The organism is Microbacterium sp. T32 (assembly GCF_001619615.1).
Taxonomy (GTDB): domain Bacteria; phylum Actinomycetota; class Actinomycetes; order Actinomycetales; family Microbacteriaceae; genus Microbacterium.
The window spans coordinates 1-14,965 of sequence record NZ_LQQP01000011.1; the positions used below are offsets into that span (position 1 = coordinate 1).

Consider the following 14,965-nt stretch of genomic DNA (forward strand, 5'->3'; position numbering starts at 1 on the left):
CGTGCAGAAGCTCGGCAAGGTGCCCTCCGTCTTGGCCCGTGATGCCCGTGACCAGTGCCCTCTTGCTTGCAGCCATCTGTGATCCCTCTTCTCGACGGCATGACCGACGTCCGATCAACGCCCCTGCCCAGCGTACCGGGGGCGCCGCACGTCCCGCGCCGAGCGCCGGCTTCGTCACCCGGCGGGTGGCACCAGCGCGGCCGGATCCGTCGTGGGCAGCGCGCACGTGAAAGCGCGGCAGTCGTATGCCGTGGCGGCGCCGTCGCGCGAGACCTTGCCCTCGAAGAGCTCGAATCCGGCGCGGGCGAAATCCTGCGCCTGCGCGGGCGTGACCACCGCGACCACGTCGGCGGCGACCCGGCGCGCGGCGTCGGCGAGGGCGGCGTCCGTCTCGCCCACCACGACCACCTGACGCGGCGGTGTCGCGAGGCCGAGGGCGACCTCGAGGATCGCGCCGTACGCGAGCGGCGCCGCGAGGGCGGCGGGTGCGGCGACGCGGACCAGGGTCTCGGCTGCCGCGCGGTAGCGCTCCCCCGCGCCGAGGCGCCAGAGGTCGAGGGCCGCGGCGGCGAACGCCGACGGTCCCGAGGGAGCCGCGCCGTCGCTCGGGACGCCCTGCGGCTGCATCCCCTGCACCGCCAGCACGGGGTCGCCGCCGCCGGGCGGACGGATGCCATCGCCCTCAAGGCACACGTCGACCAGGGCCCGCGCGCGCTCGGCGTACGCGACCTCCCCGGTCACGCGGCCGAGGGCAAGGAGGCCGCGGGCAAGACCGCCGTAATCCTCCAGCGTCGCCGGGGCGGACGAGCGGATCTCGTCGAGCGAGGCGCGGCGGAGCGTGCCGTCGTCGGCGACGTTGTTCTCGAGCACGGTGTCGGCCGCCCAGCGCGCGGCCTCGACGAACCGCGGATCGGTGCGGGCACCGGCGGCGGCGAGCGCCGCGATCGCGTGCCCGTTCCAGCCGGTGACGACCTTGGCATCCAGGGCGGGCGGCGCGAGGTCGGTGCGATCGGCGGTGCGGTAGTACCCGCCCTCGGAGCGCTGGCCGTCGATGATCGACTCGGAGTCCTGAGCGGCGGCGATCCCGCCGGAGGGCAGCTGCAGCACGTCGACGAGGAACCCCGCGGTCTCGGCGGCGGTCGCGTCGTCGCCCGCGGCGAGGGCGACCTCGATGAGCCCGGCATTGTCGGTGAGCATGCGCTCGTAGTGCGGGACGGTCCAGTCGCGGCGCGTGGCGTAGCGGAAGAATCCGCCCTCCACGGGGTCGCGCAGCTCCGACGCCGTCATGGCGGACAGAGCGCGGGATGCCACGGCGCCGGCGTCGGGGACGAGGGACGTCAGCGCGGGGTGCTGGAGCAGCCGCAGCACAGGGGTGTTGGGGAACTTCGGGGAGTCGAGGGAGGCGCCGGCGGCGAACCCGCCGAACTCGCGATCCTCCCGGGACACGATGTCGGTGACGGCGGCGACCAGCGCCTCGGCGTCGGGGATCGCGTCGGCGGCGGCGGGAGCCGCGGACGCGAGGGCTTCGCGAAGAGAGGCACCGGTGGCATCCACTTCTCCCCGCCGCTCGGTCCACGCCTCGCGCACGGCGGCGAGCACCTGCCGGAACGACGGGAGCTGCCCGCGCGGCTGCGGCGGGAAGTAGGTGCCCGCGTAGAAGATGCGGCCCTCGGGCGTGGCGAACGCGGTCAGCGGCCAGCCGAGGTGGGGCGTGAACGCGGAGGCGGCGTCGAGGTACGCCGCATCGACGTCGGGATGCTCCTCGCGGTCGACCTTGATCGCCACGAACCCGTCGTTCACGAGCGCCGCGGTCTCGGCATCCTGGAACGACTCCCGCGCCATGACGTGGCACCAGTGGCAGGTGCTGTAGCCGATCGAGACCATCACGGGGACGTCTCTCTCGGCCGCGAGCGCGAACGCCTCGGGCCCCCACGGGAACCACGCGACGGGATTGTCGGCGTGGAGGCGCAGGTAGGGGCTCGAGGCGTTCGCGAGGCGGTTCAGTGTCTCGTCCGTCCTCAGTTGAGGTCGTCGGGGTGGGTGCCGACGCGGCCGGAGTCGTCGCCCGGGTCGATCTGGTCGATCGCGGCCATCTCGTCGGCGGTGAGCTCGAAGTCGAACAGGTCGAAGTTCTCTTCCAGGCGCTCGCGGCGCACCGACTTCGGGAACACGATGAGGCCGTGCTGGATGTGCCAGCGCAGCACCGCCTGGGCGGGCGACTTACCGTGCGCCTCCGCGGCGTCCTTCACCGCGGGGATCTCGAACAGGTCGTACTTGCCCTGGCCGAGCGGGCCCCACGACTCGATGTGCATGTCGTGCTCGGCGCCCCACGCGCGGATCTCGCGCTGGCTGAGCGCCGGGTGCAGCTCGATCTGGTCGACGACCGGGGTCACGCCGGTCTCGGCGACGATGCGGTCGAGGTGCGGCACGAGGAAGTTCGAGACGCCGATCGAGCGGGTCTTGCCCGCCTCGCGGATCTCGATCATCTTCTGCCACGCGTGCACGTAGTTGTCGTTCTTCGGCGTCGGCCAGTGGATGAGGTACAGGTCGACGCTGTCGAGGCCGAGCTTCTGCAGGCTCTCGTCGATCGCGGCGTGCGGCTCTTCGCCGTCGTGCCGGTCGTTCCAGAGCTTCGTCGTGATGAAGAGCTCGTCGCGCGGGATGCCGCTGGAGGCGATGGCGCGGCCGACACCCTCTTCGTTGCGGTAGATCGCGGCGGTGTCGATGTGGCGGTAGCCGACCTCAAGGGCCTCGGACACGGCGCGCTCGGCGTCGTCGGCGGGCACGAGGAACACGCCGTAGCCGAGCTGGGGGATGGAGTTTCCGTCATTGAGCTGGACAGAGGGAACAGTCATGGCATCCACCCTAGAAGCCCCCGCCGACACCGGATCCGGGGTTGACGCGCTCATGCGAGCGGTGCCGCCGACGCGGCACGCGCGAGCGCCTCGGCGACGAGCCGGACGTTCTCCACGACCGAGCCCGCCGTGACACGCACGCGTCCGCAGGGAGGCGCGTCCGCCGCGGAATCGATCACGAACGGCGCCCCCGCGGCGATGCCGATGCCCTCCGCCGCCGCGTGCACGAGCGCCGCGCGTTCGTCGCGCACCGGCATCCAGAGATTGATGCCGTCGGGGTCGCCGACGTCGATGCCGAGGCGGCGGAGAGCGGCGGCGAGCCGGTCGAGGCGGTCGCGGTAGATCAACCGCGCGGTGGCCACCGGGGCGGTCGAGCGCGGATCGGTGAGCAGTTCGTACAGCACGGACTGCAGCAGGCGCGAGGTCCAGCCGGGGCCGAGCATGCGGCGGCGCACGATGCGGTCGACGATCGCGGACGGCCCGCCGAGGGCGGCGATGCGCAGATCGGGGCCGTGCGATTTCGAGAAGCCGCGCACGTGCACGACCTGGGCCGGAAGCCACAGCGCGAGCGTCACGGGCGGGGCGCTCGCGATGAGGGCGGAGTGGTCGTCCTCGATCACGGTCACCCGCGTGCCGCCGGGGACGCTCAGCAGCACGTTCGCGAGCCGTCGCGCACGCTCGAGCGACATCGACACCCCCGTCGGGTTCTGCGCGCGCGGCTGCAGCAGCACCGCGGACGGTCCGAGGGCGAGCGCGCGGGCGAGCGAGGCCGGGAGCACGCCGTCGGCGTCGGTCTCGAGCGTCACCGGGACGGCGCCGGCGGCCTCGATCAGGTCGAAGAAGTACGGGAACCCGGGCGACTCCACCGCGACGCGGTCGCCGAACCGCACCACCTGATCGAGGGTGCGGGAGATGCCGTCGAGCGCGCCGTCCACGACGGTCAGCGCCTCGACGCCGCGCACGGGCCACTGGTCGCGGAGCACGTCGTACAGATCGGGCAGCACCGGCAGGTCGTGATAGCGGCCGGTGTCGGCGCGCGGACGGGCGAGGGCCAGCGCCCGCTCGATCGAGGGCAGCATCGCGGGGTCGGGGGTGCCGAGAGACAGGTCGAGCCGGAGCGCCGCGACGTCCCGCCCGGCCCCGAGGCCGCGGGGTGCGCCGGGCACGCGCTCGGCCGCCATGCCCTGCACCCGGGGACTCAGCCACTCGCGGCGTTCGGCGCGGACGAAGGTGCCCGCCCGGCCGCGCGAGAACACGACGCCCGCGTCGGCGAGCGCGCGCCAGGCCGACGCGACGGTTCCGGTCGAGACGCCGAGGGCCGCGGCGACGTCGCGCACGGTGGGCAGCCGCTCCCCGGGCGCGAGCGTCCCGTCGCTGACGAGACGGGCGATCTCCGCCGCCAATCCCGCCGACGTGCGCTCGACGAAGGAGTCGGCCGGAATCATCGCTTCCCCAATTTACGGCGGTGTCACTCGTGGAAATCGTCGAGAAATGTTCAGGCGCGACAGTAACAGAACTGGGGCCTTCGCCCGTCGGCAGCGACGGAGGCGAGTCGCGACGCCCCGGGGGAACGAGGGGACCATGACGACGGTACGCGCCGCGATCACGCAGACCACCTGGACCGGCGACAAGGCGTCGATGCTCGACAAGCACGAGCAGTTTGCGCGGGATGCCGCGGCGCAGGGCGCCGAGGTGGTGTGCTTCCAGGAGCTGTTCTACGGCCCCTATTTCGGTATCACGCAGGATCAGAAGTACTACCGCTTCGCCGAACCCGCGGACGGGCCCATCGTGCAGCGGTTCGCCGCGCTCGCGAAGGAGCTCGGCATCGTGAGCGTCCTCCCCATCTACGAGGAGGCGCAGACCGGGGTGTACTACAACACGTCCGTGCTCGTCGACGCCGACGGCACGGTCCTCGGCAAGTACCGCAAGAACCACATCCCGCACCTCGACAAGTTCTGGGAGAAGTTCTACTTCCGACCGGGCAACCTCGGGTACCCCGTGTTCGACACGGCCGTCGGCAAGGTCGGCATGTACATCTGCTACGACCGCCACTTCCCCGAGGGCTGGCGCGAACTGGGCCTCAACGGCGCGCACATGGTGTTCAACCCCAACGCCACCAAGCCCGGGCTCTCGAACCGACTGTGGGAGGTCGAGGGCCCCTGCGCCGCCGTCGCCAACGGGTACTTCGTTCTGCAGCCCAACCGCGTCGGCCGCGAGGACAACGAGTACGGCGACGATGCCGTGACGTTCTACGGCACGAGCCAGGTCATCGACCCGCGCGGCAACCTGGTCGGCGCCGCCGGTTCGTCGGAGCACGAGGAGATCCTCATCCGCGACCTCGATCTCGACCTCGTGCAGCAGATGCGCGACGACTGGCAGTTCTACCGCGACCGCCGTCCCGACACCTACGGCGAGATCGTGGAGGCGTGAGATGACCACGACCCTCCTCACCGGCGGCACGGTCGTCTCGGCGACCGGACGCTCCGCCGCCGACGTCCTCCTCGACGGCGAGACGATCGCCGCCGTCCTCGCGCCCGGCTCGACGCTGCTCGGTCATGACCTCGCGGCATCCGTCGATCGGGTGATCGACGCCACGGGGAAGTACGTGATCCCCGGCGGCATCGACGCCCACACCCACATGCAGCTGCCGTTCGGCGGCACGAGCGCGTCGGACACGTTCGAGACCGGCACCCGCGCCGCCGCCTGGGGCGGCACGACGACGATCGTCGACTTCGCGGTGCAGCGCGCCGGCGAGCGCGTACAGGACGGCCTCGCGCACTGGCACGAACTCGCGGCGGGCAACTGCGCGATCGACTACGGCTTCCACCAGATCGTCGGAGGGGTGGATGCCGACTCCCTCGCGGCTCTGCCCGGGCTCGTCGACGAGGGCATCTCGAGCTTCAAGATGTTCATGGCGTATCCGGGCGTCTTCTACGCCGACGACGCGCAGATCCTCCGCGCGATGCAGGTGGCCGCGGACACCGGCCTCCTGACGATGATGCACGCCGAGAACGGCCCGGTGATCGACGTGCTCGCCGAGCAACTGGTCGAGAAGGGCAAGACCTCCCCCTACTTCCACGGCGTCGCGCGCGCCTGGCAGATGGAGGAGGAGGCCACGCACCGCGCCATTATGCTGTCGAACCTCACCGGCGCGCCGCTGTACGTCGTGCACGTGAGCGCGAAGCAGGCGGTCGAGCAGCTCGCGTGGGCACGCGACAACGGCCACAACGTGTTCGGCGAGACCTGCCCGCAGTACCTCTACCTCTCGCTCGAGGACCAGCTGGGGGCGTCGAGCGAGGAGTGGGGCGACTTCGAGGGCGCGAAGTGGGTGTGTTCGACGCCGTTGCGGTCGAAGCACGAGGGCCACCAGCACCACATGTGGCAGGCGTTGCGTACCAACGACATCCAGATGGTCTCCACCGACCACTGCCCGTTCTGCATGAAGGACCAGAAGACGCTCGGTCAGGGCGACTTCCGCGCGATCCCCAACGGCATCGGCTCGGTCGAACACCGCTTGGACCTCATGTACCAGGGCGTCGTCACCGGCCAGATCACGCTCGAACGGTGGGTGGAGCTCACCAGCACGACCCCCGCGCGCATGTTCGGCATGTACGGCCAGAAGGGCGTCATCGCCCCCGGCGCCGACGCCGACATCGTCGTGTACGACCCGGCCGGGCACACGTCCATCGGGGTGGGCAAGACCCACCACATGAACATGGACCACTCCGCGTGGGAGGGCTTCGAGATCGACGGGCACGTCGACACCGTCATCTCCCGCGGCAAGGTCGTCGTCGACGACGGCGCGTACCTCGGCACCAAGGGCGACGGGCGTTTCGTCAAGCGCGGCCTGAGCCAGTACCTGGTCTGAGAGGGGCTCCCATGGATTTCGGCGTCGTCCTGCAGACCAACCCGCCCGCGGCCCGCACGGTGCAGCTCGCGCAGCTCGCCGAGGCGCACGGCTTCAGCCACGTGTGGACGTTCGACTCGCACCTGCTGTGGCAGGAGCCGTACGTCGTGCACTCGGCGATCCTCGCGGCCACGCGTCGGGTCACGGTGGGCCCGTTCGTCACGAACCCCGCGACCCGCGACTGGACCGTCACGGCATCCACGTTCGCGACCCTCAACGAGATGTACGGCAACCGCACGATCTGCGGTATCGGCCGCGGTGACTCCGCGGTGCGCGTCACCAACGGTCGCCCGACGACGCTGAAGGCGCTGCGGGAGTCGATCCACGTCATCCGCGAGCTCGGCAACTCCCGCGCCGTCGAGTACAACGGGGCGACGCTGCAGTTCCCGTGGAGCCGCGGATCGAAGCTCGACGTGTGGGTCGCCGCCTACGGTCCGCTCGCGCTCAAGCTCACCGGAGAGGTCGGCGACGGCTTCATCCTGCAGCTCGCCGACCTCGACATCGCGGAGTGGATGATCACGACGGTCCGCCGGGCCGCGGAGAACGTCGGCCGCGACCCCGACGAGATCGCGTTCTGCGTCGCCGCCCCCATGTACATCGGCGAGGACACACCGGAGAGCCGCGCGCACATGATCGAGCAGTGCCGCTGGTTCGGCGGCATGGTCGGCAACCATGTGGCCGACATCGTCGCGAAGTACGGGGAGGGCTCGGACGTCCCCGCGGCGCTCACCGACTACATCGCGGGACGCACGGGCTACGACTACAACTCGCACGGCAAGAGCAGCAACGACCACGTCGACTTCGTCCCCGACGAGATCGTGGAGCGGTTCTGCGTGCTCGGCACCGCGGAGGAGCACATCGCCAAGCTCGAGAAGCTGCGGGCGCTGGGCGTCACGCAGTTCGCCGGCTACCTCCAGCACGACAACAAGGAGGAGACGATGCGGGTCTACGGCGAGACCGTCATCCCCGCGCTCACTCCCCCGGTGACGGCGAAGTGGTGACCGATCAGGCGATCGCCCCGGGGTCGGTGACCTCGATCGTCCCCGACGACGGCGGTGGGATGCCACGCGCCCGCCGCCGTCGCGGTGTCGGCCTCGCTCGCGTGGGCTGGGGCGTCGCCGGGGTCGCCGCGGTCGTGGCGCTGTGGGAGCTGTACAAGCTGCTCGGGCCCGCCGAAGGCGTCACCGTCGGCGGCGACGGCTCCGCGGGATCCGGCGTCATCCTGCTCCCCCGCACGCACGACCGGGCCATGCCGCACGTGTGGGACATGATCGCGCGGATGTTCGCGCCGACCAGCGGCGGTGACACCCCGCCCCTGATCGTCTCGGTGCTCGAAGCCGCCGGGACGACCCTGGGCCTCGCTGCCCTGGGGTGGCTCATCGGCGTCGTGGTCGGTGGCATCCTGGGCATCGTCATGCAGCGCTGGCGGCTCGTGGAGTGGGGCCTGCTGCCGTGGATCGTGGTGAGCCAGATCGTCCCGCTCATCGCCTTCGCCCCCGTCGTCAACGCGCTCGGCAACCAGATCGACCGCGCCGGGGTCTTCCCGTGGCCGCAGTGGTTCTCGGTCGCGCTGATCGCCTCGTACCTGGCGTTCTTCCCGGTCGCCATCGGCATGCTGCGCGGCCTCGAAGCCCCCGACGCGCTGCACCTCGACCTGTTCCACGCGGGAGCAGCCGGCTGGTGGGCGACACTGATCCACCTTCGGCTCCCCGCCGCCGTGCCGCACCTGCTGCCCGCCCTGCGGCTCGCGGCCGCGTCCGCCGTCGTCGGTGCCGTGGTCGCCGAGGTGTCGATCGGGCTGCGCGGCGGCATCGGCCGCATGCTCATCCAGCTCGCAGGACAAGCCTCATCCGACCCCGCGGCCCCCTGGGCGCCGACGTTCGGCACCGTCGCCATCGGGCTCGTCGCCGCCGCGGGCGTCGCGCTCATCGGTGCGACTCTGCACCGTTTCCGTCGCGGAGAGGAGATCCGATGACCGCACCCGCCGTCCACGCCGCCGGCGTAGGGAAGGTGTTCCCCTCGACCGGTGGCGAGGTGACCGCCCTCACCGGGGTCGACCTCGACGTCGCCGCCGGCGAGTTCGTCTCGCTCATCGGCCCCTCGGGCTGCGGCAAGTCGACGCTGCTGCGTCTCATCGCCGACCTCGACACGCCCAGCGCGGGCGACCTCGCCATCTTCGGCAAGCCCGCCCGCCAGGCGCGCATCGACCAGGACTACGGCATCGCGTTCCAGCAGGCGGGGCTCCTGCCGTGGCGCACGGTCGCCGCGAACATCGCGCTGCCGCTCGAGCTGCACCGCTGGAGCCGCGCCCGCCGCGACGCGAGGGTCGCCGAACTCACCGAGCTCGTCGGGCTCTCGGAGTTCGTCGGCCGCTACCCCGACCAGCTGTCCGGCGGCATGCAGCAGCGCGTCGCGATCGCCCGCTCGCTCGCGGCCTCCCCGCAGCTGCTCCTCATGGACGAGCCCTTCGGTGCGCTCGACGAGATGACCCGTGAGCGCCTGCAGACCGAGCTCGCGCGCATCGCCGCCGAGACCGGCGCCGCGGTCGTGTTCGTCACCCACTCGATTCCCGAGGCGGTGTTCCTCTCCGACCGCGTGGTCGTGATGAGCCCGCGCCCCGGGCGCATCACCGACGTGATCGATACCCGCCCCGGGCGCCCCCGCGACGAAGCCCTCCGCGAATCGCCCGAGTACTTCACCCGCGTCACCACCGTGCGCGAAGCGCTCCACGGTGCTCCCCTGCAACGGGCGAACGAACGATGACCGCCACCCGACTCCCGGCCTGGCTGCGGTTCGCGGCGCCCGTCGCCGTCGGGCTCCTCGGGCTCGGCGTGTGGTTCGCGTACGTCGCCTCGGGCAGCGCCCCGCGGATGCTTCCCGATCCCGGTGCGATCCTCGGCGAGTTCGTCGGCAGATTCCCGCTCATCGTGGATGCCGCCGCGATCACCGGCACCAACGCGCTGGTGGGCCTCGTCGCCGGCACCGTCCTCGCCGTCGCGCTGGCCGCCCTGGCCGCGACCTGGCGCCCCGTGGACGGCATGACCGCTCCCCTGGTCGCCGCGCTCGCCGTCGTGCCGATCGTGGCGATCACCCCGATCCTCAACACGATGTTCGGCGCCTCCAGCCAGTTCGGGCGCGAGGCGGTCGCCGCCATCGCGGCCTTCGTCCCGGTGTTCGTCAACACGCTCCGAGGGCTGCGGCAGACGCGTCCGGTGCAGCGCGACCTGTTCCGCGCGACCGCGGCGTCGGGCGCGCAGACGTTCCGCTTCCTCACCCTCCCCACCGCACTGCCGTACCTGCTCACCGGCATCCGCGTCGCCGCGTCCCTCGCGGTGATCTCCGCCCTCGTCGCCGAGTACTTCGGCGGCCCCTCCGACGGCATCGGCACCGCCATCGCCACGTACGCGAAGTCGGGGCGCGCCGCCCTCGCCTGGGCGTTCGTGGGCGGCGGCATCGTGATCGGTCTCGTCTTCTTCCTCGTCACCTCGCTGCTCGAACGCGTCGTCGCACGGCGCCTCGGTGCGGGGCGTCCGCCGGCCTGACCGGCATCCTTCCCGTCCGCCCTCGACAGAACAGGTTCCACCGCTCCACACCTGCACCACCCGCACCCGAAAGGACTCCCATGACATACAGCACACGCCGCGCCCTCAGCGCGGCCGCGGGGATCGCCGTGGCATCCCTCGCCCTCTCCGCCTGCGCCGGCGGTTCCAGCGCGCCCGCCGAATCGAGCGCCGACTTCACGCCGCTGACCTCGGTCAAGCTGCAGCTGCAGTGGCTGCCGCAGGCGCAGTTCGCCGGCTACTACGTCGCCCTCGACAAGGGGTACTTCCAGGAGGAGGGCTTCGACAAGGTCGACGTCGTCCCCTCCGGCGGCGACATCGTCCCGCAGGACGCGCTCGTCGCCGGTGACGTCGACTTCGCCGTCGCGTGGGTGCCGAAGGTCCTCGGCACCATGGAGAACCAGGGCGTCGAGCTCACCGACATCGCCCAGGTGTTCCAGAAGTCCGGCACGACCCAGGTGTCGTGGAAGGACTCGGGCATCACCAAGGTCGACGACTTCGAGGGCAAGCGCATCGGCTCGTGGGGCTTCGGCAACGAGTGGGAGATCTTCGCCGCGATGGCCGACAAGGGCCTGGATGCCACGACGGTCAAGATCACGACCCAGGACTTCTCGATGAACGCGCTCCTGGACAAGGACGTGGATGCCGCCCAGGCGATGACCTACAACGAGCTCGCGCAGCTGCTCGAGACGGTCGACCCCGCCACCGGGAAGCTGTACACGATGGACGACATCAACGTCATCTCGTACGAGGACACCGCCGGCGCCATGCTCCAGGACGCCATCTGGGCCGACACGAAGCGCCTCGCCGACGACCCCGCCTACGCGGACGCCGCCACGCGCTTCCTCAAGGCCGTCATCAAGGGCTGGGTCTTCGCGCGCGACAACCCCACGGAGGCCGCGGACATCACGTACAAGGCCGCGACCGCCCCCGGCGTGAGCGCCTTCCCCGTCGGACCGACCCACCAGCTGTGGCAGATGAACGAAGTCAACAAGCTCATCTGGACCGGCGGCGACTTCGGCGTCGTCGACTCCGCCGCGTGGGACAAGACCGTCAAGGGCGCGCTCGCCGCGAAGAACCAGGACGGTCTCAACCTCATCACCACCGAGCCCCCGGCGTCGGCGTACTCGAACGACTACATCCAGAAGGCGCTGAGCGCGCTGAAGGACGAGGGCGTCACCGTGGACGGCGACTACACGCCGATCGACGTCACCCTCACCGAGGGCGGCCAGTAACCGTCCGCGGGGCGGCCGGGATTCCGGCCGCCCCGCGTTCCCCCTCTTTCCCGGAACGGCGTGGTTGACTACCCGGATGACGCAGCCCCCCGCGCAGCACGCGCGCCGTAAGCCCGAGTCCGGGTGGCGCCGTGGAGCGAAGACCCTGGCGATCGCGTTGACCGTCGCTGTCGTCGCCGCCGTCGCCGTCGGCGGCTTCTACGCCTGGTCGTTGACCGAGCGCCTGCAGGAGGCCGCGGTCCCACTCAAGGACGCCCCCGAGCAGCCACCGGCCCTGAGCACGTACGACCAGCCGTTCTCGCTCCTCGTCGTCGGCACCGACGAGTGCGACGACGAGGTGAAACAGGCCTTCGGCGCCCGGTGCAGCGACCCGGGGAACGAGGGCTCGCGCAACGACGTCAACATGCTGCTGCACGTCTCCACCAACCCGCGCCGGGTGACCGTCGTGTCGTTCCCGCGCGACCTGCAGATCCCGATCCCCGCCTGCACCGGCACCGACGGGTCGGAGTTCGGGGGCGCGTCCAAGGCCCCGATCAACAGCGCGTACGAGGACGGCGGTCTCTCGTGCGTCGCCGACACCGTCTCGCAACTGAGCGGCCAGAGCATCCCCTTCGCCGCCAAGGTCAGCTTCGGCAACGTCGTCAACATCACGGACGCGATCGGCGGCGTCGAGGTCTGCATCGGTGGCGAGGGGATCGACGATCCGGATGCCGGTATCGACTGGCCGCCCGGACCGCGGGTCGTCACGGGGTACGACGCTCTGGCGTTCCTGCGCACCCGCAAGGGCATCGGCGACGGAAGCGACCTCGCCCGCATCGGCAACCAGCAGCAGTACCTCTCGCGGCTAGTGAACAAGCTCCGCAGCGACGAGGTGCTCTCCAACCCCGCGACGCTCATCACGCTCGCCAACACCGCGGTCAACAACATCACGCCGAGCCAGAGCCTCGCCGACCCGATCCGCATCGCGCAGCTCGCCTACACGCTCAAGGACGTGCCGTTCGACGACATCACGTTCGTGCAGTACCCCGTCGTCGACGACCCCGCCGACCCGAACCGCGTGATCCCCGACGAGGCCTCCGCCGCGATCCTGTGGGACGCGCTCGACCGTAACGCCGCGCTCACGCTCACGGGCGAGGCGGGGGCGAACGGCGGCGTGATCGCCGATCCGTCGGTGCCCACCCCCTCCCCGACGGAGACCGCCCCGGATGCCGGGACGCCGGATCCCTCGGCGAGCGCGAGCGCCGGCCCGGGCACGGTCGACCTCCCAAGCAACATCAGCGGATCCAAGGCCGACCAGGCCACGTGCTCCGCCGGGAACGGCTGACCGGGGTCAGTCGAGGTGCGCGGCGACGTAGGCCGCCATCGCGTCCCGCACGACCCGGGCCTGCTCCGCGCCGCCGAAGTTCGCGGCGAAGCGGGGATCGTCCACGTACAGGTCGCCGAGACCGCGGTAGGCCTCGGCCCCCGGCACACGCCCCCACTGCTCGGCGATCCAGGCGTAGTGGGTGCGGATGAGGTCCTGGAACTCCGTGGCATCCGGAGCCAGGCCGCGCTCCGCGGCTCGTCTCACGGCCGCGATCACGTCGTGGCCGTGCGCGTCGTCGGCCCGGCGTTCGGCGGGGCTCATCGCGGCGCGGCGAGCGGCACTGCGCTCCCACGCGTCGTCTCCCCAGCGTTCCCGCACCTCGCTCTCCCAGCGCGAGTCGTCGACCCCCGCGAGGACATCGTCGATGTCCATGTCCTTCCCTTCTTCCAGCGCGGCGAGGGCGTTCCTCACCGCCGTGATGCGGCGCTCCATCCCGGAACGCGCCTCCTCGAGCGCGGCGACGTGCGCGCGCATGGTCTCGCCGAGCGACTGCTCGTCGGCGAGCGCCCGGGCGATGTCGGGCACCGGCAGGCCGAGGGCGCGCAGGGCGCGAATCCGGTACAGGCGCGCGATCTCCGTCTCGCCGTAGAAGCGATAGCCGTTCGCGGCGACGCGGGACGGGCGGAGCAGCCCGACGCTCTCGTAGTGACGGAGCGTGCGGCTGGTCACCCCGGCTGCGCGGGCGACCTCGGCGATGGGCCATTCGTTCATGGCATCCACTGTGTCGGTTGACGTAACGGAAGAGTCAAGCCCGGAAGGGATCCTCCCGACCGCGCGCGCGATACGCCACGATCGAGGGGTGAGGAACATCGCGCGGTCGACGATCCTGCTCCTGCTCTCCGCCGTGGTGCTGACGGGCTGCGTTCCAGAACCGGCTCCGACGCCGTCCGTGAACCCGGCGACGCAGACACCCACTCCCACGCCCAGCCCGACCCCGACCCCGGATCCGCTCGCCGGACTCAGCCTCGAGGACAAGGTGGGGCAGATGTTCATGGTCGGGACGTCGGTGAACGGCGCCGACGCGACGACGGTCGCCGCGGTGCGCGACGACCACATCGGCGGCATCTTCCTCCAGGGACGTTCGGATGCGGGCATCGCGGCCACCGCCGACCTCGTCCGCGGCTTCACCTCTCTCGTCCCCGCCGGGCGTCCTGCGCTGTGGGTGTCGACGGACCAGGAGGGCGGCGACGTCCAAGTGCTCTCCGGGCCCGGGTTCGATGGCATCCCGTCCGCTCTCGACCAGGGGCAGCAGGATGCCGCCACGCTCCGCGCGAATGCCGCGACGTGGGGTCGCCAACTCGCTGAGGCGGGGGTGAACATGAACCTCGCGCCCGTCGCCGACGTCGTCACGAGCCCTGAGACCGCCGGGAGCAACCCGCCGATCGGGCAACTGAACCGCGAGTACGGCTACGACGCCGCGACGGTCGCCGCCAAGGCCGGCGCGTTCGCGCAGGGGATGCGCGACGGCGGCGTGCTCCCGACGTTCAAGCACTTCCCCGGACTCGGGCACGTGGGTGAGAACACCGACACGTCCTCCGGGGTGACCGACGACTTCGTCACCGCCGACGGCCCCGACGTCGGGGTGTACTCCACGGTGCTGAAGAAGGGCCCGGCGGTCGCGATGCTGTCCACCGCGATCTACGCCAAGATCGACCCCAACGCGCCCGCGGCGTTCTCGCCGACGGTGGTCGGGGTGCTCCGCGGCCGGGTGGGCTTCGACGGCGTGATCACGACCGACGACCTCTCCGCCGCGCAGCAGGTGCAGCCCTGGTCGCCCGCCGACCGCGCGACGCTGGCGGTCGCCGCCGGCGTGGACCTGCTGCTGGTCTCCGCCGACCCGTCGGTGTACCCCGAGATGCGGCAGGCCGTGCTGGCGCGCGCGCAGGCCGACCCCGCGTTCGCCGCGAACGTGGATGCCGCCGCCCGCCGCGTGCTTGCCGCGAAGGCAGCGATGCCGTCCCCGGACGCGTGAGGGGTCAATATTTGTCGCTTCCGGGCTCCCGAAGCGACAAATATTGACCCCTCACGCGGGTGCGGGCGGA

At 71.4% G+C, this 14,965-nt stretch carries 13 protein-coding genes; 9 read left to right on the forward strand and 4 right to left on the reverse strand.

Annotation, left to right across the window (positions count from 1 at the left end):
• Positions 1-174: 174 nt before the first annotated feature.
• The 3 genes from AVW09_RS05520 to AVW09_RS05530 are packed head-to-tail and all read right to left on the reverse strand — an operon-like array spanning position 175 to position 4,300.
• Positions 175-2,022: a thioredoxin domain-containing protein gene (locus AVW09_RS05520; protein ID WP_331709252.1), complete on the reverse strand. Its 1,848-nt coding sequence runs from the start codon at positions 2,020-2,022 to the stop codon at positions 175-177.
• Positions 2,019-2,855, reverse strand: a complete 837-nt coding sequence (locus AVW09_RS05525) for an aldo/keto reductase (protein WP_063257072.1) — start codon at positions 2,853-2,855, stop codon at positions 2,019-2,021. Before AVW09_RS05525 ends, AVW09_RS05520 begins: the two co-directional genes overlap by 4 nt.
• Positions 2,856-2,905: 50 nt before the next feature.
• A complete protein-coding gene (locus AVW09_RS05530; protein ID WP_063257073.1) occupies positions 2,906-4,300 on the reverse strand; it encodes an aminotransferase class I/II-fold pyridoxal phosphate-dependent enzyme in 1,395 nt (464 codons plus the stop codon).
• Positions 4,301-4,436: 136 nt separating this feature from the next.
• Here AVW09_RS05530 and AVW09_RS05535 point away from each other — a divergent pair, with 136 nt between their 5' ends.
• From AVW09_RS05535 to AVW09_RS05570, 8 genes are all read left to right on the forward strand, one after another.
• Positions 4,437-5,285, forward strand: a complete 849-nt coding sequence (locus AVW09_RS05535) for a nitrilase-related carbon-nitrogen hydrolase (RefSeq protein WP_063257074.1) — start codon at positions 4,437-4,439, stop codon at positions 5,283-5,285.
• Position 5,286: 1 nt separating this feature from the next.
• Positions 5,287-6,723, forward strand: coding sequence for a dihydropyrimidinase (hydA, locus tag AVW09_RS05540; protein ID WP_063257075.1), 1,437 nt, complete (start codon positions 5,287-5,289; stop codon positions 6,721-6,723).
• Positions 6,724-6,734: 11 nt separating this feature from the next.
• A complete protein-coding gene (locus AVW09_RS05545) occupies positions 6,735-7,763 on the forward strand; it encodes a TIGR03842 family LLM class F420-dependent oxidoreductase (protein WP_063257076.1) in 1,029 nt (342 codons plus the stop codon).
• Positions 7,760-8,737, forward strand: coding sequence for an ABC transporter permease (locus tag AVW09_RS05550; protein ID WP_082822840.1), 978 nt, complete (start codon positions 7,760-7,762; stop codon positions 8,735-8,737). Before AVW09_RS05545 ends, AVW09_RS05550 begins: the two co-directional genes overlap by 4 nt.
• On the forward strand, positions 8,734-9,525 hold the full coding sequence (locus AVW09_RS05555; RefSeq protein WP_063257077.1) for an ABC transporter ATP-binding protein: 792 nt from the start codon (positions 8,734-8,736) through the stop codon (positions 9,523-9,525). The genes AVW09_RS05550 and AVW09_RS05555 overlap by 4 nt, the downstream gene beginning before the upstream one ends.
• Positions 9,522-10,304 carry an ABC transporter permease gene (locus tag AVW09_RS05560; protein ID WP_063257078.1) on the forward strand — a complete coding sequence of 261 codons (783 nt, stop codon included), beginning with the start codon at positions 9,522-9,524 and terminating at the stop codon, positions 10,302-10,304. Before AVW09_RS05555 ends, AVW09_RS05560 begins: the two co-directional genes overlap by 4 nt.
• 80 nt (positions 10,305-10,384) lie before the next feature.
• The gene (locus AVW09_RS05565) at positions 10,385-11,557 is read left to right on the forward strand and encodes an ABC transporter substrate-binding protein (RefSeq protein WP_063257079.1); all 1,173 of its coding nucleotides are present in this window, start codon (positions 10,385-10,387) and stop codon (positions 11,555-11,557) included.
• 76 nt (positions 11,558-11,633) lie between these two features.
• Positions 11,634-12,881 carry an LCP family protein gene (locus AVW09_RS05570; RefSeq protein WP_063257080.1) on the forward strand — a complete coding sequence of 416 codons (1,248 nt, stop codon included), beginning with the start codon at positions 11,634-11,636 and terminating at the stop codon, positions 12,879-12,881.
• Between the two features lie 6 nt (positions 12,882-12,887).
• Here the strand turns inward: AVW09_RS05570 and AVW09_RS17595 are convergent, their stop codons facing one another.
• Complete coding sequence (locus tag AVW09_RS17595) at positions 12,888-13,634, reverse strand: MerR family transcriptional regulator (RefSeq protein WP_063257081.1); 747 nt, start codon at positions 13,632-13,634, stop codon at positions 12,888-12,890.
• An 88-nt stretch (positions 13,635-13,722) separates the two neighbouring features.
• On the opposite strand from AVW09_RS17595, the gene AVW09_RS05580 reads away from it, so the two are divergent.
• Positions 13,723-14,895, forward strand: coding sequence for a glycoside hydrolase family 3 N-terminal domain-containing protein (locus AVW09_RS05580; RefSeq protein WP_063257082.1), 1,173 nt, complete (start codon positions 13,723-13,725; stop codon positions 14,893-14,895).
• Positions 14,896-14,965 lie beyond the last annotated feature (70 nt).

Bases quoted from the DNA above. Each gene is read 5' to 3' on its own strand.
- AVW09_RS05525 (WP_063257072.1), bottom strand. From the start codon at position 2,855: ATGACTGTTCCCTCTGTCCAGCTCAATGACGGAAACTCCATCCCCCAG.
- AVW09_RS05545 (WP_063257076.1), top strand. From the start codon at position 6,735: ATGGATTTCGGCGTCGTCCTGCAGACCAACCCGCCCGCGGCCCGCACG.
- AVW09_RS05570 (WP_063257080.1), top strand. From the start codon at position 11,634: ATGACGCAGCCCCCCGCGCAGCACGCGCGCCGTAAGCCCGAGTCCGGG.
- AVW09_RS05535 (WP_063257074.1), top strand. From the start codon at position 4,437: ATGACGACGGTACGCGCCGCGATCACGCAGACCACCTGGACCGGCGAC.
- AVW09_RS05555 (WP_063257077.1), top strand. From the start codon at position 8,734: ATGACCGCACCCGCCGTCCACGCCGCCGGCGTAGGGAAGGTGTTCCCC.
- AVW09_RS05560 (WP_063257078.1), top strand. From the start codon at position 9,522: ATGACCGCCACCCGACTCCCGGCCTGGCTGCGGTTCGCGGCGCCCGTC.
- AVW09_RS17595 (WP_063257081.1), bottom strand. From the start codon at position 13,634: ATGAACGAATGGCCCATCGCCGAGGTCGCCCGCGCAGCCGGGGTGACC.
- AVW09_RS05530 (WP_063257073.1), bottom strand. From the start codon at position 4,300: ATGATTCCGGCCGACTCCTTCGTCGAGCGCACGTCGGCGGGATTGGCG.
- hydA (WP_063257075.1), top strand. From the start codon at position 5,287: ATGACCACGACCCTCCTCACCGGCGGCACGGTCGTCTCGGCGACCGGA.
- AVW09_RS05565 (WP_063257079.1), top strand. From the start codon at position 10,385: ATGACATACAGCACACGCCGCGCCCTCAGCGCGGCCGCGGGGATCGCC.